The organism is Rhodovarius lipocyclicus, assembly GCF_009900765.1.
GTDB classification, from domain to species: Bacteria; Pseudomonadota; Alphaproteobacteria; order Acetobacterales; family Acetobacteraceae; genus Rhodovarius; species Rhodovarius lipocyclicus.
The window spans coordinates 1-20,624 of record NZ_JAAABL010000045.1; the positions used below are offsets into that span (position 1 = coordinate 1).

General features: G+C 71.9%; 21 protein-coding genes. 9 read left to right on the top strand and 12 right to left on the bottom strand.

Going from position 1 to position 20,624, the window contains the following annotated elements:
* Positions 1-347 precede the first annotated feature (347 nt).
* From GT007_RS19065 to GT007_RS19075, 3 genes are all read right to left on the bottom strand, one after another.
* Complete coding sequence (locus GT007_RS19065) at positions 348-641, bottom strand: DUF4282 domain-containing protein (protein WP_160123258.1); 294 nt, start codon at positions 639-641, stop codon at positions 348-350.
* Positions 642-722: 81 nt separating this feature from the next.
* Positions 723-1,463, bottom strand: coding sequence for an SDR family NAD(P)-dependent oxidoreductase (locus GT007_RS19070; RefSeq protein ID WP_160123259.1), 741 nt, complete (start codon positions 1,461-1,463; stop codon positions 723-725).
* Between the two features lie 67 nt (positions 1,464-1,530).
* The gene (locus tag GT007_RS19075; protein ID WP_160123260.1) at positions 1,531-2,982 is read right to left on the bottom strand and encodes an N-acyl-D-amino-acid deacylase family protein; all 1,452 of its coding nucleotides are present in this window, start codon (positions 2,980-2,982) and stop codon (positions 1,531-1,533) included.
* A 116-nt stretch (positions 2,983-3,098) separates the two neighbouring features.
* On the opposite strand from GT007_RS19075, the gene GT007_RS19080 reads away from it, so the two are divergent.
* Positions 3,099-4,682 (top strand): ABC transporter substrate-binding protein, encoded by a 1,584-nt coding sequence (locus GT007_RS19080; protein WP_160123261.1) that lies wholly within the window; start codon positions 3,099-3,101, stop codon positions 4,680-4,682.
* 9 nt (positions 4,683-4,691) lie between these two features.
* Here GT007_RS19080 and GT007_RS19085 read toward each other — a convergent pair whose 3' ends face one another.
* Both GT007_RS19085 and modD read right to left on the bottom strand, forming a co-directional pair.
* Positions 4,692-6,245, bottom strand: coding sequence for a D-aminopeptidase (locus GT007_RS19085; protein WP_160123262.1), 1,554 nt, complete (start codon positions 6,243-6,245; stop codon positions 4,692-4,694).
* A 17-nt stretch (positions 6,246-6,262) separates the two neighbouring features.
* Positions 6,263-7,123 (bottom strand): ModD protein, encoded by an 861-nt coding sequence (gene modD, locus GT007_RS19090; protein ID WP_160123263.1) that lies wholly within the window; start codon positions 7,121-7,123, stop codon positions 6,263-6,265.
* Between the two features lie 488 nt (positions 7,124-7,611).
* Between modD and GT007_RS19095 the strand changes: the two genes are divergently transcribed.
* The gene (locus GT007_RS19095) at positions 7,612-8,529 is read left to right on the top strand and encodes a Bug family tripartite tricarboxylate transporter substrate binding protein (protein WP_160123264.1); all 918 of its coding nucleotides are present in this window, start codon (positions 7,612-7,614) and stop codon (positions 8,527-8,529) included.
* 241 nt (positions 8,530-8,770) lie between these two features.
* Positions 8,771-9,370, top strand: a complete 600-nt coding sequence (locus GT007_RS22845) for a helix-turn-helix domain-containing protein (RefSeq protein ID WP_160123265.1) — start codon at positions 8,771-8,773, stop codon at positions 9,368-9,370.
* A 6-nt stretch (positions 9,371-9,376) separates the two neighbouring features.
* Here GT007_RS22845 and GT007_RS19105 read toward each other — a convergent pair whose 3' ends face one another.
* Complete coding sequence (locus GT007_RS19105) at positions 9,377-10,024, bottom strand: TetR/AcrR family transcriptional regulator (protein WP_160123266.1); 648 nt, start codon at positions 10,022-10,024, stop codon at positions 9,377-9,379.
* A gap of 103 nt (positions 10,025-10,127) precedes the next feature.
* On the opposite strand from GT007_RS19105, the gene GT007_RS19110 reads away from it, so the two are divergent.
* The gene (locus GT007_RS19110) at positions 10,128-11,339 is read left to right on the top strand and encodes an MFS transporter (RefSeq protein WP_160123267.1); all 1,212 of its coding nucleotides are present in this window, start codon (positions 10,128-10,130) and stop codon (positions 11,337-11,339) included.
* Here the strand turns inward: GT007_RS19110 and GT007_RS19115 are convergent.
* The gene (locus GT007_RS19115; protein ID WP_160123268.1) at positions 11,336-12,796 is read right to left on the bottom strand and encodes a phospholipase D family protein; all 1,461 of its coding nucleotides are present in this window, start codon (positions 12,794-12,796) and stop codon (positions 11,336-11,338) included. The genes GT007_RS19110 and GT007_RS19115 overlap by 4 nt on opposite strands.
* A 25-nt stretch (positions 12,797-12,821) precedes the next feature.
* A complete protein-coding gene (locus GT007_RS19120; RefSeq protein ID WP_236571760.1) occupies positions 12,822-13,694 on the bottom strand; it encodes an endonuclease/exonuclease/phosphatase family protein in 873 nt (290 codons plus the stop codon).
* 170 nt (positions 13,695-13,864) lie between these two features.
* Between GT007_RS19120 and GT007_RS19125 the strand changes: the two genes are divergently transcribed.
* Positions 13,865-14,749, top strand: coding sequence for a bestrophin family protein (locus GT007_RS19125; protein ID WP_160123269.1), 885 nt, complete (start codon positions 13,865-13,867; stop codon positions 14,747-14,749).
* A gap of 113 nt (positions 14,750-14,862) precedes the next feature.
* On the top strand, positions 14,863-15,450 hold the full coding sequence (locus GT007_RS19130) for a helix-turn-helix domain-containing protein (RefSeq protein WP_160123270.1): 588 nt from the start codon (positions 14,863-14,865) through the stop codon (positions 15,448-15,450).
* Between the two features lie 18 nt (positions 15,451-15,468).
* On the opposite strand, the gene GT007_RS19135 is transcribed toward GT007_RS19130, so the two are convergent.
* From GT007_RS19135 to GT007_RS19145, 3 genes are read right to left on the bottom strand one after another with little or no spacing between them, the layout of a single operon-like run.
* Positions 15,469-16,104, bottom strand: a complete 636-nt coding sequence (locus GT007_RS19135; protein WP_160123271.1) for an aspartate/glutamate racemase family protein — start codon at positions 16,102-16,104, stop codon at positions 15,469-15,471.
* A 3-nt stretch (positions 16,105-16,107) separates the two neighbouring features.
* Entirely contained in the window at positions 16,108-16,578 is a 471-nt protein-coding gene (locus GT007_RS19140; RefSeq protein ID WP_236571761.1) for a hypothetical protein, read from the bottom strand.
* 50 nt (positions 16,579-16,628) lie between these two features.
* Entirely contained in the window at positions 16,629-17,747 is a 1,119-nt protein-coding gene (locus GT007_RS19145) for an anhydro-N-acetylmuramic acid kinase (RefSeq protein ID WP_160123272.1), read from the bottom strand.
* A 99-nt stretch (positions 17,748-17,846) separates the two neighbouring features.
* Here GT007_RS19145 and GT007_RS19150 point away from each other — a divergent pair, with 99 nt between their 5' ends.
* Genes GT007_RS19150 through GT007_RS19160 form a run of 3 tightly spaced genes read left to right on the top strand, consistent with a single transcriptional unit; the run spans position 17,847 to position 20,287 of the window.
* Positions 17,847-18,587: an SDR family NAD(P)-dependent oxidoreductase gene (locus tag GT007_RS19150; RefSeq protein ID WP_160123273.1), complete on the top strand. Its 741-nt coding sequence runs from the start codon at positions 17,847-17,849 to the stop codon at positions 18,585-18,587.
* 6 nt (positions 18,588-18,593) lie between these two features.
* Positions 18,594-19,118: a transcription elongation factor GreB gene (gene greB, locus GT007_RS19155; RefSeq protein ID WP_160123274.1), complete on the top strand. Its 525-nt coding sequence runs from the start codon at positions 18,594-18,596 to the stop codon at positions 19,116-19,118.
* On the top strand, positions 19,115-20,287 hold the full coding sequence (locus GT007_RS19160) for an MFS transporter (protein WP_160123275.1): 1,173 nt from the start codon (positions 19,115-19,117) through the stop codon (positions 20,285-20,287). Before greB ends, GT007_RS19160 begins: the two co-directional genes overlap by 4 nt.
* Before the next feature lie 3 nt (positions 20,288-20,290).
* Here the strand turns inward: GT007_RS19160 and GT007_RS19165 are convergent, their stop codons facing one another.
* Positions 20,291-20,578 (bottom strand): hypothetical protein, encoded by a 288-nt coding sequence (locus tag GT007_RS19165; protein WP_160123276.1) that lies wholly within the window; start codon positions 20,576-20,578, stop codon positions 20,291-20,293.
* Positions 20,579-20,624: the final 46 nt, after the last annotated feature.

Sequence of the window (20,624 nt, forward strand, 5' to 3'; positions counted from 1 at the left end):
TCGGCGACTGTCCATGATCGATACAGGCTTCCAGGGCATCGCTCCGCTCCCGCGAAACTCTCACCCAAAAACCGTCAACCATCTCTCCGAACATCAGTCAGGGATGTGTCCGGTCTGAACAGCCCCCTGGCCCCCCAGCAAGGGGCCCTGCCCCTTGCATCCCCGCCAAAGGCCGAAAGGCCCCTGGACCCCAGGAGTTTGATGCTGGTCCTGGAGAGGTATTTCTTGTTGAATTTTATAATGAAAAAGGTGTCCCGCCTGGCGGGATGAAGTGCCAAACGGTTGGGGTCCAGGGGGCCTTTCGGCTCCTGGCGGGAGAGCGCGAGAGGGCAGGGCCCTCTCGCATCCTACCCCCTCGGCGGCCCGCCTTGCGCCAGGCTGTCCCGGATCGCCCCCAGCCGGTCGAACATGCCGAAGGCCACGATGTAGAGTTCGCACACCACCCGCCAGAACAGCAGCCCGGCGGCGGTGCCGATGATGGCCATCAGGAATTGCAGGAAGCCGCCGCCGAACCGGCTGAAGGCCGTGGCCATGCCGCCCAGCCCCGCCAGGCAGATGCCCACGATGCCGATCCAGTACATCAGCTTGATCACCGAAGGCGCGATCAGCTTCTCGAAACTGGTGAAATCCTTGAAGTCCATTCTGCTCTCCCCCGGAAGCGCCATGCTTCGCGGGGCAGGCTAGATCATTGCGGGATCAATCCGCATCACCTGATTGGAGGCTCAGCCCAGCAGCTGGCCGCCATCCACCACCACGGTGTGGCCCGTCACCCAGCCGGCCAGCGGGCTGGACAGGAACAGCACCACATTGGCCACTTCCTCGGGCGTGCCCAGCCGGCCGAAGGGGATGGAGCCGAGCACGCGGTTGTACAGCTCGGGCTGGCTGGTCTTGCGCTGCTCCCAGCTGCCGCCGGGGAATTCGATGGAGCCCGGGGCCACGCCATTCACCCGGATGCCCTTGCTGGCGAGGGCCGCCGCCTGGCTCTGGGTGAAGTTGATCAGCAGCGCCTTCACGGCCGCATAGGCCGGCGTGCGGGTGCTGGCGCGGAAGCCGCTGATGGAGCTGATGTTCACGATCGCCCCGCCCGCGCCCATATGCGGCACGGCGGTGCGGCTGGCGCGCGTGGTGGCCAGCACGTCCACGTTCAGGCTGGCGGCCCAGCCTTCCTCGGTGTCGGCGGAACCGAAGCCGGAAGCATTGTTCACCAGCACGTCGATGCCGCCCAGCACCTGGGCCGCTTCCTCGATATAGACGTTCACGGCCGCCGCATCGCCCAGGTCGCAGGATTTGGCGTGGGCGCCGGCGCCGAGTTCGGCCAGCGTCGCGTCCAGCGGGCCCTGGCTGCGGGCGCAGATGGAAACCTTGGCACCCGCGCGGGCAAAGGCGATGGCGGTGGAGCGGCCAATGCCCCGGCTGCCGCCCGCCACCACCACGCGCTTGCCGGTGAAATCGAAACCGCTCATGGAATCCTCCCGAAATGTGCGGGGGCGATCCTTGCGCGGGGCAGGGCGCTTGTCACCCCGGCGCCTGTCAGCCGGGCACGCGCCGCACCAGCTGGCCCGCGCGCACGCCGGTCACGCCCTGGCCGTGCACATAGCTGGACTGCCCGTTCACCCAGGTTTCCACGATGCCGTCGGCGGGCTGGGCGGGGTTTTCGAAGCTGGCCGAATCCTTGACCGTCGCGGCATCGAACAGCACCAGATCGGCATAGGCGCCGACGCGGATGGCGCCGCGATCGGGGATGCCGAACACCGCCGCCGGCCGGCCGGTCATCTTGTGCACGGCCGCTTCCAGGCTGAACAGGCCGAGGTCGCGGCTGTAATGCCCCAGCACGCGCGGAAAGGTGCCCCACAGGCGCGGGTGCGGCTTCTTGGCCAGCGGCCCGCCATCGCTGCCGATCATGGCGAGCGGGTGGGACATGATGCGCCGCACATCCTCCTCCGCCATGTTGTGGAAGATGGCGCTGGCGGGCAGCAGCCGCTCCACCGCCTCCTCCAGGCTCACACCCCATTCGGCGGCGACATCGGCCAGCATGCGCCCGGCCATCTCGGGGAAGGGCGCGGAGTTGGCGATCTGCACCGGCACGTCATGGCGCGGCTTGCGCGCGCCCAGCGAGGTGGAGGCCGCCGTGTAGGGATAGACATCGAAGGCCACGCTCTGATGGCGCGCGCCTTCCTCGATGCGCGGCAGCGTCTCACGTGACCGGCCGTGATTCTCGGGCATCGCGCATTTGTGGTGGCTGATGACGGCGGGCGCCCCCACGGCCGCCGCGATGCGCAGCGTCTCGTCGATGCTGTCCAGCACGCCCTCGGCCTCATTGCGCATGTGGGTGACGTACAGCCCCTTCGTGGCGCGCAGCGGCTCGGAGATGGCGATCACCTCCTCGGTGCTCGCGGCCTTGCTGGGGGCGTAGAACAGGCCGGTGGAAAAGCCCGAGGCTCCCTCGGCCAGGCTGGCTTCCAGCCGGTCGCGCATGCGGGCGATCTCGGCATCGGTTGCGACCCGGTCGATGTCGCCGCCCATCGCCTCCCAGCGCAGGGTCATGTGGCCGATCAGGGCGAAGGTGTTCACCGCCGGCACCTGGCTCTCCAGCCGGTCGCGGAACTCGGCGAAGCTGTCGAACTGCCACCATTCGGGCGCGCAGACCTGGCCGAGCGGCGCGGGGGCGTTCCTCAGCCGGCCCGGGGACAGGCTGATGCCGCAATTGCCGATGACGGAGGTGGTGACGCCCTGCGACAGCTTGCACAGCATGCACTCGGCACCCTGGAGCACGATCTGGTCGTCATGGGTGTGGGCGTCGATGAAGCCCGGGGCCAGGACGCGGCCGTTCGCCAGCACCTCCCGGTCCGCGCTGGCGCCGCCGAGGTCGCCCACCGCCACGATGCGGTCTCCGGTGACCCCCACATCGCCCGCGTAGCGCGGCGCGCCGCTGCCGTCGATGATGGTGGCATCGCGGATGATGAGGTCGCAGCGCAGGGCCATGAGGTGACTCCAATTGAGGCAGAACCATCCTGGCGCGAAGTAAAACGGCCGGGAAGCTGGCGTTGACAGCAATTTTGTTGCCCCGAACACTGGGTCTGCCTTGCCGGAGATCACCCATGCTTCGCCGTACCGCCCTGTTGGGCACAGGGGCCGCCTTCGCCGCCCCCTTGGCCGCCCCTGGCCGTGCCCAGGCCCCGCGCCTGCTGCGCTTCGTGCCGCAGGCGGACCTCGCCTCGCTGGACCCGGTCTGGACCACGGCCACCGTCAGCCTGGTGCATGGCTTCATGGTGTTCGACACGCTGTACGGCACCGACGCCGACTACAACGTGCACCCGCAGATGGCGGCCGGCCATGTCATCGAGGATGACGGCAGGCGCTGGACCATCACGCTGCGCGACGGGCTGAAATTCCATGACGGAGAGCCCGTGCGCGCGCGCGATTGCGTGGCCAGCATCCGCCGCTGGGCCGCGCGGGACATGTTCGGCGCCGAGCTGCTGGCCGTGACCGACGAGATCTCGGCCCCCGACGACCGGCGCATCGTCTTCCGGCTGAAGCGGCCGTTTCCGCTGCTGGCGCGCGCGCTGGGCAAGGTGACCTCGGCCATGCCCGCCATCATGCCGGAACGCATCGCCGCCACCGACCCGCACCGCCAGGTGACGGAGATGGTGGGCAGCGGCCCCTTCCGCTTCCTGCCCGGCGAGAGGCTGTCCGGCGCGCGCGTCGCCTATGCCCGGTTCGAGGATTACGTGCCGCGCCCCGAGGGCATCGCGAGCCGCACCGCCGGCCCCAAGATCGCGCATTTCGACCGGGTGGAATGGCACATCCTGCCCGATCCCTCGACGGCGGCGGCGGCGCTGCAGAATGGCGAGGTGGACTGGCTGGAATATGCCGGCAACGACCTGGCGCCGATGCTGCGCCGGAACCGCCAGGTGGAGGTGAAGCTGGTCGATGACCGCAGTTGCAGCATCTTCCGCTTCAACCATTTGCAGCCGCCCTTCGACAATCCGGCGATCCGGCGCGCCTTGCTGGGCGCGCTGAAGCAGGAGGATTTCATGACCGCCGCCTTCGGCCAGGACCGCGCGGCGTGGAAAACCCCGGTGGGGCCCTTCCTGTCTGGCACGCCCATGGCCAGCGAGATCGGCCTCGACGCCCTGACCGGCCCGCGCGACTACGACCGCGTCAAGCGCGACTTGGCCGCGGCCGGATACCGCGGGGAGAAGGTGGTGGTGCTGCAGGCCAACGACTTCCCGCTGCTGAAGGCGATGGCGGAGGTCTCGGCCGACATGCTGCAACGCTCGGGCATGAATGTGGAGGTGGTGGGCGGCGACTGGGGCACGATCGTGCAGCGCCGCAACAGCCGCAACCCGGTGGAGCGCGGCGGCTGGAGCGTCTTTGTCTCGGGGCTCGGGGGGGCGGGCACGCTGGACCCGGTGGCGCATCTGGGCCTGCGCGCGCATGGCACCCAGGCCTGGTTCGGCTGGCCCGACAGCCCGGCGCTGGAAAGCCTGCGCCGCGAATGGATGGACGCGCCGGATGACGGCACCCAGCGGCAGGTGGCGCGGCGGATCCAGGCGCAGTTCTGGCAGGACCTGCCCTATCTGCCGCTGGGGGAATACTACCGGCTGATGGCGCACCGGCGGGGGCTGGTGGATTTCCCGACGGGGGTTTCGACCTTTACCGGGGTGCGGCGGGCGGGGTGAGGGCCCACCTCACACCCGCTTGTATTCCAGCCCCCGCGCCAGCCAGCACCCCACCTGCACGCCGGTGACCGCGCCGCCCGCATCCCGCCGGAACGCCAGCGTCCAATCCCCGGGCGGCGTGTGGTCCAGCGCGCGGGGGCAGGGCAGGGCCCAGGCATCGGGCCCGATCGGGTCCAGCGTCTCCATCCGCCCCTGGCCCAGAAAGCCCGAGAACGCGCCATAGGGCGCGCCGCCGCTTTCCTCGATGGTCAGTTCCGCATCCAGCTCCGCGCAGCGGTAGCGGCCCGACAGGCCCCCGGCGCCGGGGGCGAAGGGGCGCAGCAGGCTCGACTGGTTTTCCTGCGGGCGGTCCAGCCACAACCCCTGGGGGGTGGGGCGCAGGCGGGTGCGGCCCGCGGGGGCATTGTCGGCGGTGCCGTCCTCGCGCAGTTCCAGCCGCTCCGCGCCATGGCCGTAGCGCAGGCGCAGATGCCCGCTCGGCAGCGTGTCGATGCGCACGGAAAGCCCGGTCTCGGGTTCCTGATAGGCGCCGAGCCAATCCGGCGCGGGCAGGGGCGCGCGGGGGGCGGGGCGGTCCTGGCCCAGCGTGGCGGCCAGCAGGTCGGCGGCGGCGACATGCGCGTCCGACAGGTGGTTGAACATCACGACGACGGAGACGCGCTCGGCCGGCATGTGCAGCCGGTGGCTGCGCCAGCCCCGCAGCGCGCCGCCATGGGCGGTGAAGGCGCGGCCCAGATCCTCCCCGCGCGCCAGGCCGAAGCCATAGGGCGCGGGCGCGCCGCCCGCGAAGGCCACGGGGGCCGAGAGCCGGTTGTACAGCCCCGCCGGGTCGTCGCGCGTCGCGTCGATGAAGCGCTCCCACGCGATCATGTCGTCCAGGCTGGCGCCGAGCCCCGCATCGCCGGTCCAGAGGATGTTGTTGCGCGCGGGCCGGAAGCCGGTGGCCTGGGTGCCCTCATAGCCCTCGGTGCCGTCGGGCATCGCGCGGGTGTCGGCGGCCAGCAGCGCGCTGCCCATGCCGGCGGGGCCGAAGATATGGGTGCGCAGCAGCTCCGCGAAGGAACGGCCCGTGCGCTCCTGCACGATGTCGGACAGCAGGCGGAAATTCTGGTTCACATAGGAATAGCGGGTGCCGGGCGCGAAATGCAGGGTGCGGGTGCCCCCGATCACCCGCACGGCCTCGGCATCGCCGAAGGGCGCCTCGGCGGGCGAGCCATGCAGCATCGCCACCGCCCAGTAATCCCGCAGGCCCGACTGGTTGTGCGCCAGGTGCAGCGCGGTGGGCGGCGCCTGTTCCAGCAGCGGCAGGCGCGCGGCCACATCGCCATCCAGCACCGAGGGATCGGCGAATTCCGACAGCATCACCCCGCAGGTGAACTGCTTGGTGATGGAGCACATGCGGAACAGCGTCTTCGGCGTGAAGGGGATGCGCAGTTCGGCATTGGCGAAGCCCCAGGCGTGCCGCGCGATCACCTCGCCCCGGCGCAGCACCGCGACGGCGCCTCCGGGGCCCGGATAGGCGCGGGGCAGGGCGGCGAGCAGCATGTCGAGGCGGTCGGTCATGGCCGCAGTGTCGGGGTTCAGCCCGGGGCGGGCAAGGCCCGGACCGCCACGCCGATATCGGCGGGCGGCGCCGCATAGGGGGCGGAGGTGACCAGCAGCCGCGCGCCGGTGGCCGCGTATTCGGCCGCGTTCGCCTCCGTCACGCCGCCCGCCACCGCGACCAGCGGTGGCGAGGGCAGGGCGGAGACGGCCTGGATCACCTCCCGCACCGCGGCGGGCGGGAGCTTGTCCAGTTGCAGGGAATCGACCCCCGCCCCGGCCAGCAGCACGGCCTCCTCCACGCTCTCGGCCTCGGCGGCGATCTTGCGCTCCGGCTGGGCGGCGCGGAGCGCGGCGACCCAATCCCCCGGCGCCTGGCCGCCCAGGAAGGCGCGGTGCTGGGCGAAGACCAGGACACTGTCCGACAGCCCCAGCCGGTGCGGCACGCAGCCGCCGGCCATGATGGCCTTCAGCATCACGTCCTTGGCCCCGGGCAGGTGTTTGCGGGTGCAGGCGACGGCGACATCCGGCCGCGCGCCGCGGGCGGTATCCACCAGGCGCCGCGCGCGGGTGGCGATGCCGGAGGCGATTTCCATCAGCGTCTGCGCCACTTTCAGGCCGCGATGCAGGGCGGCGGCGTCGCCCTCGGCGACCAGCAGTTCCCCGCCCGCCTGCACGGCATCCCCGCTGTGGGCCAGGCGCCGGGCGCTGGCGCAGCCGGCCAGCAGCATCAGCCGCTCGGCTTCCTCCGAGCAGCAGGCGGTGATGGCGCCGCGGGTGCGGAACACCGCCCGCCCGGAATGCGCCCCGATCCCCAGCCCCATGGTGGTGGCGTCGCCATAGGGCGCGTCCTCCCGCAGCATGGCCAGCAGCCGGTCGTCAGGCAGGGTGAAGGGCATGGGGGCTCGCGCGTTCGTTATGCGCAATCGAATATAGCGATGCGTGGGTGTCAAGCCGGGGCCGGAATGCGTTTCCTGTGAGCAAACCCACGGCAGGTGATGAAGAAATCGAAATATTTGTTGGTATATAGCGATGGGCAAGGGGCGCATGAGGGCTCCGCCCTCACACTCCCGCCGGGGGGAAATGACTTTCCCCCCGGCCCCCCCATTCCTTTCCTCGAGTTTGAACGCCGCGCTGGCTTCGCGGGAAAAACTCCTTGAATACAGGGTATTCATAAGGGCTTCGCGGAGCGAAGCCTGGCTGGGGTCCGGGGACACGCGTGTCCCCGGCGGGCGGGGTACGGGGAGGGCGGCGCCCTCCCCGGGCCATCTGGCACACCCCTTGCTAAACCCCCAGTCTCCCTCCCCGTTTCAGCCCAGGCCCCGCGCCTGTCCTGAGCCGCCAAAGGTTTCCTGTCATGCACCTCACGCGCCGCGCGCTTCCCGCTTTGCTCCTGGCCCCGGCCATCGCCCGCGCCCAGCCCTATCCCGCCCGGCCCATCCGCCTGATCGTGGGGTTCGGCGCGGGCGGCATCAGCGACCTGATCGCCCGCATCGTGGCCGAGGGCGCCAGCCAGCAGCTGGGCCAGCCGGTGGTGGTGGAAAACCGCACCGGCGCTGGCGGCAACATCGCCTTCGAGACGGCGGCCCGCGCCACCCCCGATGGCTACACGCTGCTGTTCGCCGGGGTGGCGACCCTGACGGTGAACCCGGTGCTGATCCCCAGCACCACCTTCGATGCCGCGCGGGACCTGGTGACGATCGCGCCCCTCGCCTCCACCCCGCATGTGCTGGTGGTGAAGCCCGGGCTGGCCGCCAGCCTGCCGGAATTCCTGGTCAAGGCGCGGGCCGCGCGCGGCGATTTCACCTGGAGCACGGCGGGTGTCGGCACCTCTCCGCACCAGACCATGCTGCTGACCCAGGCGCTGGGCGATTGCCGCTTCACGCCGGTGCACTACCGCTCCGGCGCCGCCGGCGTGCAGGCGGTGCTGACGGGGGAGGTGCAGGTGACGGCGGAGGCGACGGCGGTGGTGGTGGAGCATATCCGCGCCGGCACGCTGGTGGCGCTGGCCGCGGCCTCGACCGAGCGGCTGGCGCTGTTGCCGGACCTGCCCACAGCCGCCGAGGCCGCGAACCTGCCTGGCCTGACCAATGGCTCCAGCGCCGGGCTGGCCGCGCCGCGCGGCGTGCCGGATGCCATCCGCGCCCGGCTGGCGGAAGCCTTCGCGGCCGCGCTGCGCCACCCCGTGGTGGTGGACCGGCTGACCCAGCAGGGCACCTTCGCCCTGCGGGGCGACGCCGCCAGCTTCGATGCGATGGTGAATGAGGAGCGGGCGCGCTGGCGGCCGCTGCTGGCGGGGGCGTAGGGCCTGCGGACAGAGGGCTTGCGGGCGCGTCCGGCGGTGCTTTTCCGCGCCGGCGGCGTCAGAACCCTCGCCAATGCCCCAGCATTGGCTTCGGCTTCTTCCTGGCCAGCACGAAAAATCCCTCGCCCGCCGCATCCCGAAGCCCACTGTCCGCAGGCCCTAACGCTTCATTGTCCGGCGCGGCGGTTCCGGTCTACACGGAAGCGCCCCGGCCGCCCGGGGCGTTGATGGAATGCCCGTGATGACCAGTCTCCCCGGGCCCCGGCCCGCCCCGCTGGGCGCCGAGGCCGCCAGCCCCATCGCCGCCCATCTGGGCGCAAGGCTGCGCGCCACCCGCCAGGAGGCGGGGCTGAGCCTGGCGGAGCTGGCGCGGCTGACCGGGCTGACCAAGGGCTTTCTCTCCAAGCTGGAACGCGGGCTGAGCCATCCCTCGGTCGAGAGCGTCTATCGGCTGGCGCGGGTTCTGGGGGTGCCGCCGGGGGTGCTGCTGGCCTCGGAATCCGCCGTCGCGAACGGGATGGAGCTGGCCCCGGCCAGCGACCCGGACGCGCCGGTGGGCCCTGGGCGCTGGCTGCGCTCGCTGTTCCCGGTGGCGCCGGGCCGGCTGACGGCGCTGGAGATCCAGGTGCCCCACACCCCGGACGAGGATGCCGGCGGCAGCCATGAGGGTGAGGAGCTGCTGCGCGTGCTGGACGGCGAGATCGAGCTGCTGCTGAACAACGAGCCCACCCGGCTGAAGGCGGGCGACACCGTGCGTTTTGATGCGCGGCACCGGCACCGGCTGCGCTCCGTGGGCCCCGCGCGGGCGCGGGTGCTGGTGGTGTTCGTGGCGCCCGAGTAGGGCCGCCTATTCCGGCGCGAACAACAGGTCCAGCTGCGCCAGGAACAGGGCGTCGATCTCCACCGCCCGTTCCGGGTCGATGATGGCGTTGTTGAGCATGCCGAACCACAGCGGCGCCACCAGCAGGTGCGGGTATCGTGCCAGTGCCGGCGCGCGCAATTCCCCCGCTTCCAGCGCGGCCTGCGCCACGCGGCGGATCTGTTCCAGCAGCGGGCGGAAGGCGGCGCGGCGATAGACCTCGACCAGGGAGGGGAATTGCGCGCCCTCCGCCACCACCAGCCGCGCCAGCATGGCCCGGCCCGAGCTTTCGAAATCCTGCACGCCCGACAGCACGGCCCGGCGCAGGAAAGCGCGCCAGCTTTCGCCGGGCTGGCGTTCCCCGGGCTCCAGCCCGGTCCAGGCGCTGGCGATCACCTCCTGCACCATGCCCTCGAACAGGGCTTCCTTGGTGGGGAAGTAGCGATAGGGCGTGCCCTTGGCCACGCCCGCGCGCGCCGCCACCCCGGCCATGGCGGTGCCCGCGAAGCCGTGTTCCAGGCATTCCGCCAGCGCCGCCTGGATGATGGCCTGGCGGGTGCGGGCGGTCTTGGTGGGGCTGGGGCCGCGGGTGCGCGGCGGGCTGGTGCCGGCTGGGCCGGAAGGGGGCGGGCCCATGATGCTGCTCCTGTGGCTTGACCTAAATTGACCATGGGGTCATTTTAGAGTCAGAAAACACGTGGGGGACGTCCGGCACGATCCAGACCGGAGGATACCCGCCTTGTCCCATTCTTCCCACGCCCCCGCCACCGGCTGGGCCCCCTTTCTGTGGGTTGCCGCGGCGCTGGGGATCGGCGTGATGGGCACGGCGCTGGCGAGCCCCCTCTACCCCCTCTATCAGCGCGCCTGGCACATCCCGGCCAGCACCGTCACGCTGATCTTCGTGGCCTATATGCTGGGGGTGCTGGCCGCCTTCCTGTTCCTGGGCCGGCTGCCCGGCTATCTGGGCGCGGTGGGGCAGTTGCGGGCGGCGCTGCTGCTGATCCTGGCGGGGCTCGGCCTGTCCATGCTGGCAGATGGGGTGGGCATGCTGCTGGCCGGGCGGCTGTGCATCGGCGTCGCCTCCGGCCTCATCACCACCGCCGCCACGCTGGGGTTGCTGGAGCTGGAACCCCCGGGGCCGCGCCGCCGTGCCTCGCTGATCGCCTCGGTCACCAGCATGACGGGGGTCGGGCTGGGGCCGCTGCTGGGGGGCGCGCTGGCGCAATGGGTGGCCTGGCCGCTGGTCACGCCTTATCTGGCCATGATCGCGGCGCTGGCGGTGGTGCTGGCGGGGCTGATGAGCTTCCGGGCGCCAAGGCCCATGGGGCAACCACGGCGGCCGGGCGCGCTGTCCCTGCGACCGCGCTTCGTGCTGCCGCCGCGCGCCGCCCGCCCGCGCTTCCTGGTGGGGGCCTTCGCCACCTTCTGCGCCTTCGCGCTGTTCAGCCTGTTCGCCTCCCTGGCGCCGAGCTTCGTGTCGGATCTGCTGCCCTGGCGGGGCCCGGCGGTCAGCGGGGCCGCGATCGCCGTGATCCTGTTCTGCTCGGCGGGGGCGCAGATGGCGCTGCGGGGCGTGCCGCCGCGCGGCTGCCTGCTGCTGGGGCTGGGTGCACTGGGGGTGGCGGTGCTGCTGCTGGCGGGGGCGCTGGCCACCGGCTCCGCCGCGCTGTTCGTCGCCAGCGACCTGGTGGCGGGCATGGGGCATGGCCTGTCCTTCATGGCGGGGCTGACCATCACCAACGCCGTCGCCCCGCCCGAGGAACGGGCCGGCGTGCTCTCCTGCTTCTTCAGCATCGGCTATCTGGGCACCATCGTGCCGGTGCTGGGCGTGGGGGTGCTGGCGGACCATCTGGGGCTGATCGCGGCGGTGCTGGTGTTCTGCGCGGCCTTCGGCGTGGCGGTGCTGGGGCTGCTGGCGGCCACGCCGCGCGCGGTGCCGGCAACTGTCTAAAGTTTCTTCTCCACCGGCAGCCAGCGGGTGATCCGCGCCAGCACCCGGCGCAGGATGGAGGCCTCGGGCTCCCCGTGCACCGTCAGCATTTGGCCTTCGGGCGCGCCCTGCCAGGCCAGGCGGCCGGGGGCCTCGCGCGTCACCCGCCAACTGCGGGCGGGGTCGCACAGCCGGTCGTGCTCCTCGCGCAATTGCGCGGCCAGGTTGGGCGCGCGCACGAAGGCCCCCATCTCCGTGTTCAACGCGGCCGAGCGCGGGTCCATGTTGAACGACCCCACGAAGCCCAGCGCCCCGTCGATCGCCAGCGCCTTGCTGTGCAGGCTGGCCCCGCGGGAGCCGAACACGCTCGCCCCCTCATCGCCCGTCGGCATCAGCTCATGGATGGTGATGCCCGCGGCCAGCAGGCGCTCGCGGTATTTGGCGTAGCCGCCATGCACCGCCACCACATCGGTGGCGGCCAGGGAATTGGTCACGACCGAGACCCGCACGCCGCGCTTCGCCAGCCCCTCCAGCAGGGTGGTGCCGATGCGCCCGGGCACGAAATAGGGCGAGATCAGCAGCGCCTCGCGCTCCGCCCCGTGCAGCGCGTGCAGGATGGCGGGGGCGAGGCAGGCGGCGCCGGGGGCCTTGCCGCTGGCCTTGTCCGGCGGGTCCGCCACCACCCGCACCGCACCCGGGCCGACGGGGATGAAGCGCGACCCCGCCTCCCCCGACAGCACGGAGGCCACGGCCGGGTGCTCCCCCAGGCGCTGGAAGAAGGGCTGGGCCTCCGGCGCCGCGCAGGCGGTGTCCAGCCAGGCCGACAGCCGCCGCAACCCGCCGGGGCGGTACGCCGCGCGGCTGACCTTGCGCAGCGGCCGGGCCAGGCGGTGGTTCCAGTACTGCTCGAACACCGCCTGGGTGTCGGCCGCGGCCCGGCCCAGCACCACCAGATCCAGGTCGCGGAAGTTGAAATGGCCTGAGGCGTCGAAATACTCGTCGCCGATGTTGCGCCCGCCCAGGATCGCGGCCTCGCCATCCATGATCCAGGCCTTGTTGTGCATGCGCCGGTCGAGGTGCCAGCCGCCGAACAGCATCTCCAGCAGCATCCCCGGCGGGCCCAGCATGCGCCAGCGCGTGGCGTTGAACAGCCGCACCTCGATGTGAGGGTGGGTGTCCAGCGCGGCCAGCATGCGCTCCCGGCCCATGGCGTACATGTCGTCCAGCAGCAGGCGCACGCGCACGCCGCGCTCGGCCACGCGCAGGGCCTCCCGCGCCAGCAGCCCGCCGGTCAGGTCGCCGTGCCAGGCGTAGTATTGCAGGTCCAGGCTGCGGGTGGCCGCGCGCGCCAGCGCGACGCGCGCGGCGAAGGCCGTCAGTCCCTCCCGCATCAGGGCCACGCCATCCTCATGCGCCGGCAGGGGGACCGCCTCGGTGGGTGTCATCCGCAACGCCTCCCTGGTCAGGACCTCGCTCATGGGTGCCCGGTCCATGAGGCCCGGTTCAGCCGGTCGCGGCAAGGGGGACGGGCGTGGTGGCCGCCAGCGCCGCCAGGTCCAGCCGCGCCTTCAGCGGCAGATGGTCCGAGGCGAGGCGCGCCAGCGGCGTGTCGTGCGCCGCCGTGCCCAGCACCAGCCCCTGCGGATGGCCCAGGATGCGGTCGAGCGTCAGCAGCGGCAGGCGGCTGGGAAAGGTGGCCGGGCCCGGCCTGCCGAGCGCGAAGGCGGGCTCCAGCCCCCGCAGGGAGGAATTGGCGCCGTGCCGCCATTCGTTCAGGTCGCCCATCAGCAGGGTGGGGATGCCGTCGGCGCCCGCTTCCTCCACGGCGTCCAGGATGGCGGCGACCTGCCGCACCCGGTGCCGGCGCAGCAGGCCCAGATGCGCGCCCACCACGCGGATCACGCCCACGGGCAGTTCCAGATCCACCATGGCGGCACCGCGCGGCTCGCCGCCCGGCAGCACCAGGCGGCGGATGCGGATGGCCCGTGCGCCGCGCGCCAGCAGCGCGTTGCCGTGCCAGCCATGCCCGCGCGGCGCGACCGAAAGCGGCACCAGCGACAGGCCGGTGCGGCGTTCCAGCGCCGCCAGGTCCAGCAGCCCGTCGCGCCGGCCGAAGCGGCGGTCGGCCTCCTGCAAGGCCAGGATGTCGGCGTCCAGCTCCTCGATCACGCGGGCCACGCGGTCCGGGTCGAAATGCTTGTCCGTGCCCACGCATTTGTGGACGTTGTAGGAGGCGACGGTGAGCATCCCCTCCGCCGAGAGCCGGCCCGCCGGCCCGCCCAGGCGGCGGCGCAGCGCCGAGAGCAGGCGTGGCGCGGGCGGGATGCGCAACAGCGCGGGCGCGCGTCGCGGGGTATCGGGGCTGTTGGTGACCATCTGGCCGGCTGGGGTCCTGCTGCGGGGGCGGGGGCGGGCCGCCAGAAGCCTGAATATAGGCGTGCGGGCGGGGCGATCCAGGCTGTTTCGCTGCGAAGCGGTGCATCCCTGTCCAACGCCCGGGCAAGGCCGGGGTTGAGCGGGCGGGGGCGCGCTCTATCCTCGCGGCCATGTTCATCCGCTCCACCCCCACCCTGGCCGATGTGCTGTTCACCGTGCGCGGGTCCATCCTGCCCAATATCGCCAGGCGCGCCCTGGCGGTGGGGGGGGGCTCGGTGGTGGCGGTGCTGCTGGCGGGGGTGCTGCCGGGCAGTTTCGGCGGCAGCGCCGTGCCCTTCACGCTGATCGGCCTGTCGCTGTCGATCTTCATGAGCTTCCGCAACAACGCCTGCTACGACCGGTGGTGGGAGGGGCGGAAGCTGTGGGGGCAGTTGCTGATCGAGACGCGTTCCTTCGCGCGGCAGGTGGCGCATCTGCCGCTGGAGCGGCGGGAGCCGCTGCTGCTGGGCCTGTGCGGCTTCACCCAGGGGCTGAAGGCCAGGCTGCGCGATGAGGATGAGCGGGCCGCGATCGCGCCCTGGTGCGCGGCGGAGGACGCCCTCAACCCGACCGACGCCGCGCTGCGCGGGGTGGGGCTGCATTGCGCGGCGCTGGCCGGGCAGGGGGCGTTGAGCGAGATCCGCCACTCCCTGCTGGAAACCCGCCTCAGCGCGTTGAGCGCCGTGCAGGCTGGCTGCGAGCGGATCAAGACCACGCCCTTGCCCTTCGCCTATTCCCTGCTGCTGCACCGCACGGCCTGGCTGTTCTGCCTGCTGCTGCCCTTCGGCCTGGCAGGGTCGCTCGGCTGGTGGACGCCGGCGCTGACGCTGATCGTCTGCTATACCTTCTTTGGCCTGGACGCGCTGGGCGACGAGCTGGAGGAACCCTTCGGCCGCGAGGTGAACGACCTGCCGCTGGATGCCATGGCCCGGCAGGTGGAGCGCGAGTTGCTGGCCGCCGCCGGCCGCACGGAACTGCCGCCCGCGCTGGAGGCGCAGGGCAACCTGCTGCTGTAGGCCGTTCATTATACTGCCGGAAACACCGCGGTTGCGCGCGGCGCGGGGCCATGGCACACCGGATTCATTCAATATTTTGTATGAATCGGTGCCCGCAGCCCGGAGGAAACGCCTTGTCCAGCAGCGCCCGCCCCCGGCTGACGGATCTGATCGGCGCACGCATCCGCGCCCTGCGCAACGCCCGCGGCATGAGCGTGAACAGCCTGGCCAGCGCCGCCGGGGTCTCCGCCGGCATCGTCAGCCAGATCGAGCGCGACCTGGCCAACCCCTCCCTGAACACCATCGAGAAGATCTGCGCGGCGCTGGGTGTCGCCACCGACGCGGTGCTGAGCACCGAGGCCCTCGCCGCCGACCCCGGCTTCGTCTGCCGCGCCGGCCATCGCAGCCATATCCTGGTGGGCTCCGCGCCGATTCTGAAGGAGATGATCTCGCCCCCCGGCAACCGCAGCCTGCGGATGATGATCATCAGCCTGCCGCCGCATTCGGAAAACCTGGATGTGGTGCGCGGCGCGGGCCAGAAGGCCGGTCTGGTGATGCAGGGGGAGGCGCGGATCACCGTGAACGGCCAGTCCACCACGCTACTGCCGGGCGACAGCTTCCAGTTCGCCAGCGACCAACCGCACAGCCTGCACAATGACAGCGCGGCCCCCGCGCAGGTGCTGTGGGTGATCGCGGAGGGGACGCCGGACGGGGCGTTCTGAGGGCGCCCGGCCGGGGGCTTACCCCCCCAGCATCGCCTTCAACTTGCGCACCGCGCTGCCGGGTGTGGTGAAGACGGGCTTGCCGGTCGCCTGTGCCACCGCCTCCGCGCAGTGCGCCAGGCTGAACTGTGCCAGCGCGATCGCTTCCACCTCGGGCCCGAAGCGCTTGGCCGCTTCCACCACCAGCCGGTCGTGTTCCGCCACGTCGCCCGCGTCCAGTGCCGCCAGCGCGCCTTCGGCCAGCATGGGCGTCAGCTGCACATGGGCCGGGAATTCGGCGGGCATGGAGGCCAGCGTGCCGGGGAAGGAGGAGAGCAGCCCGATGCGCGTGTGATGCGCGGTCGCTTCCTCGATCATCGCCTCATTGGGTTTCAGCACCGGCATGGGGGCGAATTCCGCCGCCACCGCCTCGATGCAGGGCCCGAAGGCGGAGCAGGTGAACAGGATGCCGTCCGCCCCCGTACCCACCGCGTAGCGGCTGAGGGTGAGGAAGCGTTCCGTCATCGCGGGCGTCAGCTTCCCCTCGGCGGCCAGGTCGGCCGAGAGGGAGGTGTCGAGCAGGCTCATCAGCACCGGTTCCGGCCACATGGCGCGGAAGGCGGCCTCGATGGGCGGCGGGCTGTGGCGCAGGGCGTGGATCAGGGCGATGCGCATGGTTCAGCCCGTGGTGGTGCAGCGGCGCAGGATGGAGGGGAACTCGATGCAGCCGGGGAAGGCGATCTCGTTCGGCCCGCGCCGCTGCACGCGCAGCAGGTTCGGGTTGCCGTCGCAGGAAAAGCCGATATCGGGCGGCACGCGGCTGGACAGCACCCCGCCGGCGGGGCCGGCCGGGGCGAAGCGGAATTCCAGCCCGTCCGGGATCAGCGCCACGGTCTCGATCACCCGCTGACGGTATGCCACGTCCAGCGCCGAGGCCCGCAGCACCACATCGCGCGTGAAGATCACGGTGGCGGCGCCGAAGCATTCCTGGCTGGCGCCGTCGCCGGGCGGGAACTGCCCGCCGATCCAACTGCCGAAGATCCATTCATGCGGGGGGGCCGCGCGCTGCGCATCGGCCTGGATGGCGGGCAGGGCGAGCAGGCCGGTCGCGGCCAGCGCGCTTCCGGTAAGCAGGGTGCGGCGACGCATCAAAGCGGAAACTCCATGAGCACGGTTGTGTTGGTAAGCGTGCCCAGCCTCTACAGCAAGGCCCCCAGCACCTGCCCGCCCGCCAGCGGCCAGGGCACCCCGGTGGTGGAGGGGTAGGAGAGCGGCAGCCCGCGCGTGACGCGCGCGGCCAGCACCGCGAAGCACTGGGCCTCCAGCGCGTCGCCGTTCCAGCCCGCGATCTCCACCGGGCGCACCGGTTCCGACAGCACGGCCGACAGCGCCTTCATCATCGCGGGGTTGCGCCGCCCGCCGCCGGTCACCAGCCACTGCATGGGCGGTTCGGGGAAATGCCGGGCGGCGGCGGCCACGCACACGGCGGCGAAGGCCACTAGCGTGGCCGCGCCATCCTGCGGGGAGAGGCGGTCGGCCCCGGCCTCCTTCAATGCGCGGCAGAAATCCAGCCGGTCGAGCGATTTCGGCGGAGGGGCGGCCAGATAGGGGTGCTGCATCAGCCGCGCCAGCACCGCGCCATCCGCGATGCCCGCCCCGGCCAGCCGGCCATCCTTATCGTAATCCTTGCCGGTGGATTTGCGCGCCCAATCGTCCAGCGGGCCATTGGCCGGGCCGGTGTCGAAGGCCAGCAGCGCGCCGTCGGGCCCGATGAAGGTCACATTGCCCACGCCGCCCAGGTTCAGCACCGCCAGCGGCTTGGGCAGGTTGGAGGCGAGGGCGACATGCGCGATCGGGGCCAGCGGCGCGCCCTGGCCGCCGGCCGCCACATCGGCCGAGCGGAAATCATGCGCCACTGTCAGGCCCGTGAGCCGCGCCAGCAGGTTGGCGTCCCCCACCTGCCAGGTCCGCCCCTCCTCGGGCCGGTGCAGGATGGTCTGGCCGTGGAAGCCCAGCAGCTCCGTATCCTCGCCGAGCGTGCGGCGGGCCTCGTCGCGCACGCGCAGCACCGCCTCGGCATGGCGCTGCGTCAGGCGCGTCACGACATCGGCCAGGAAGGGGTCGGCGGGGTCGAGGTCGGGGGCGGCATCCAGCAGCGCGCGCAGGTCGCGCCGCAGCTGCGGCTCATAGGGCAGCGTCAGGGCGGGACCGAGGCGCGAGACACTCTCGCCATCCGTCTCCACCCAGGCCGCATCCACGCCATCCAGGCTCGTGCCGCTCATCAGACCGATGGTCCTGAGCGTGCGGATCGCCAGCATCCGCGCCCTCCTGCAATCCCCGAGGTTTCAAACTGGCGACGATGACCGATTCACCGCAAGAGGGCTGACATGCCGCGGTGCGAAAGGCAGAGTTGCGCCATGAAGGAATTGTCAGGCCGTATTGCCCTCGTGACGGGCGCCCAGCAAGGCATAGGCGCCGCCATCGCGCTGACGCTGGCCCAGGCCGGCGCCGATGTCGCCGTGAATTGGCTGGATGAGGAACCCCTGGCCCTGGCCGAGGCCATCCGCGCCCAGGGCGTGCGCTGCGCCCTGGTGCAAGGCAGCGTGGACAGCGTGCCGGGCGTGCGGGCGCTGCATGCGGCCGCCGGCAAGGCTTTGGGCGTGCCCGACCTGCTGGTGAACAATGCCGGCATCTTCCCCCGCTGCGACTTCCTGGCGATGGAGGAAGCCGAATGGGACGCCGTTCTGGGCATCAACCTGAAGGCCGCGGCCTTCCTGACCCAGGAATTCGCGCGGGCGTTGGGCGGGCGGGAGGGGGCGGTGGTGAATCTTTCTTCATCCGCCGTGCGGGGCGATCCGCGCGGGGTGCACTACGTCGCCAGCAAGAACGGCATCATCGGCCTGACGCGCGCGACGGCGCTGGCGCTGGCCCCCCATCACATCCGGGTGAACGCCATCGCCCCCGGCCTGACCGACACCGCCCAGCCCCGCTTCGGCAATTCGGAGGATGAGCTGGCCGCCCGTGCCGCCACCATCCCGATCCCGCGCATGGGCCGGCCGGAGGAGGTCGCGGACCTCGCGCAATACCTGCTGGGCCCGCGCGCGGCCTGGATCACGGGGCAGGTCTGGCACATCAATGGCGGGCTCTATATGCCGTGAGCCATCATGAGCGATGACGACGATGAAGACGGCCCGCCCCTGCCGAAGGGCCGCCCCTATTACATGACGCCCGAAGGCCACGCCGCGATGCAGGAGGAACTGCGCGCGCTGTGGTATGGGGAGCGCCCGAAGGTGGTCGAGGTCGTCTCCTGGGCCGCGGCGCTGGGCGACCGCAGCGAAAACGCGGATTACCAGTACGGCAAGCGCCGGTTGCGGGAGATCGACCGCCGCGTGCGCTTCCTGCGCAAGCGGCTGGACGCGGCCGAGGTGGTGGACGCCGCGAAGCAGACCCGGCGCGACCAGGTGTTCTTCGGCGCCACCGTCACCTATGCCCGCCCCGACGATTCCGAGGTGACGGTGACCATCGTGGGCAGCGACGAGGCCGACGCCGATGCCGGCCGCATCTCCTGGATCGCGCCCATCGCGCGCGCCCTGCTGGGCAAGCGGGTGGGCGACACCGCGCGCGTGCCGCTGCCCGGCGGCGCTGAGGAGATCGAGATCACCGAAATCCGCTATCCGGTGCCGGCATGAAGGCCGAGACCCGCGCCGTGCTGGCGCTGGGCCTGGGCCAGACCATGGCCTGGGGCGGCAGCTACTACATCCCGGCCATCCTGGCCGCGCCCATGGCGCGCGACCTGGGGGTGGCCACGCCCGTGGTGTTCGGTGTGTTCTCGGCGGCATTGCTGCTGGCGGCGCTGGTGGGCCCGGCGGCGGGCCGCGCGATCGACCGGCAGGGCGGGCAGGGGGTGCTCGTCGCCTCCAACCTCGTGCTCGCGCTGGGGCTGGGGTTGCTGGGCTTCGCGCAGGGGCTGGCCTCGCTGGTGCTGGCCTGGGGGGTGATGGGGCTGGGCATGGGCATGGGGCTGTATGAATCGGCCTTCGCCAGCCTGGCGCGGCTGTTCGGCAAGGGCGCGCGCGGCCCCATCACCGGCATCACGCTGATGGCGGGCTTCGCCTCGACCATCGCCTGGCCGCTGACCACCTGGCTGGAGGCCGGCTATGGCTGGCGCGGGGCCTGCCTGGCCTGGGCGGTGGCGATGCTGGTGCTGGGCCCGCTGCTGAACGGCGTGCTGCTGCCGCGCCCCGCCGCCCCCGCCGAGGCGAAGCCCGGCGCCGCCCCTGCGGCCAGCGAGGCCCCGCCGCCCGGCGCGCTGGTGATGGGGCTGCTGGCCTTTGTCTTCGCGGTGTCGGGGTTCGGGGCCTCGGCGCTGGCCGCGCATCTGCCGGGGGTGCTGGCGGCGGCCGGGGCCACGCCCGCCGCCGTGGTGGCCGCCGCCGCCCTGCTGGGCCCGGCGCAGGTGGCCGCGCGCTTGCTGGAATTCGGCCTGCTGCGCCGGCTGGACCCGGTGCTGAACGCCATGGTGGCCAATACCCTGCCCGCGCTGGGGGCGGCGCTGCTGCTGGGGCTGGGGGCGCCGGGGGCCATCGCCTATGCCATGCTGCATGGGGCGGGGAACGGGTTGCTGACCATCGCGCGGGGCACGCTGCCGCTCGCGCTGTTCGGGCCGGTGGGCTACGGCAGCCGGGCGGGATGGCTGGCGATCGCCACGCGCTTCGCGGGGGCCGCCGCCCCGCTGCTGTTCGGCCTGGCGGTGGAGGGCTGGGGCGCCTGGGCGTTGGTGATCACCAGCGCGCTGTATCTGGGGGCCGCTGTGGCGCTGATCTGCATCCGCCTGATGCTGGGCCGCACCGAGAACTGATCTTCAGGGCATGCCATCGCCCAGCGCCGAGACGAGTTGGGCGATGGCGCCTTCCAGGGCGCGCGCCTGATCCGCGTCGAGAGCAGGTTGTTCCGCCGCGGAGGCCTGGGCGTAGATGATCTCCATCTCCGTCCAGCAATCCTCCAGCATGACGGCATCCGTCTCCGGCCCTGGCGGCAGGTCATGAATCTGGGCCCACAGCCGGTCGAGCAACGCCGAGAGCCGCAATTCCCCCGCCTGGAACCGCGCGATGCTGTCCAGGATGTCAGCGGATGTCGAATGTCTCGTCATCCCGCGCCTATCCTTTCCACTGATCGCAGGGGCCTGGGGAGATCTC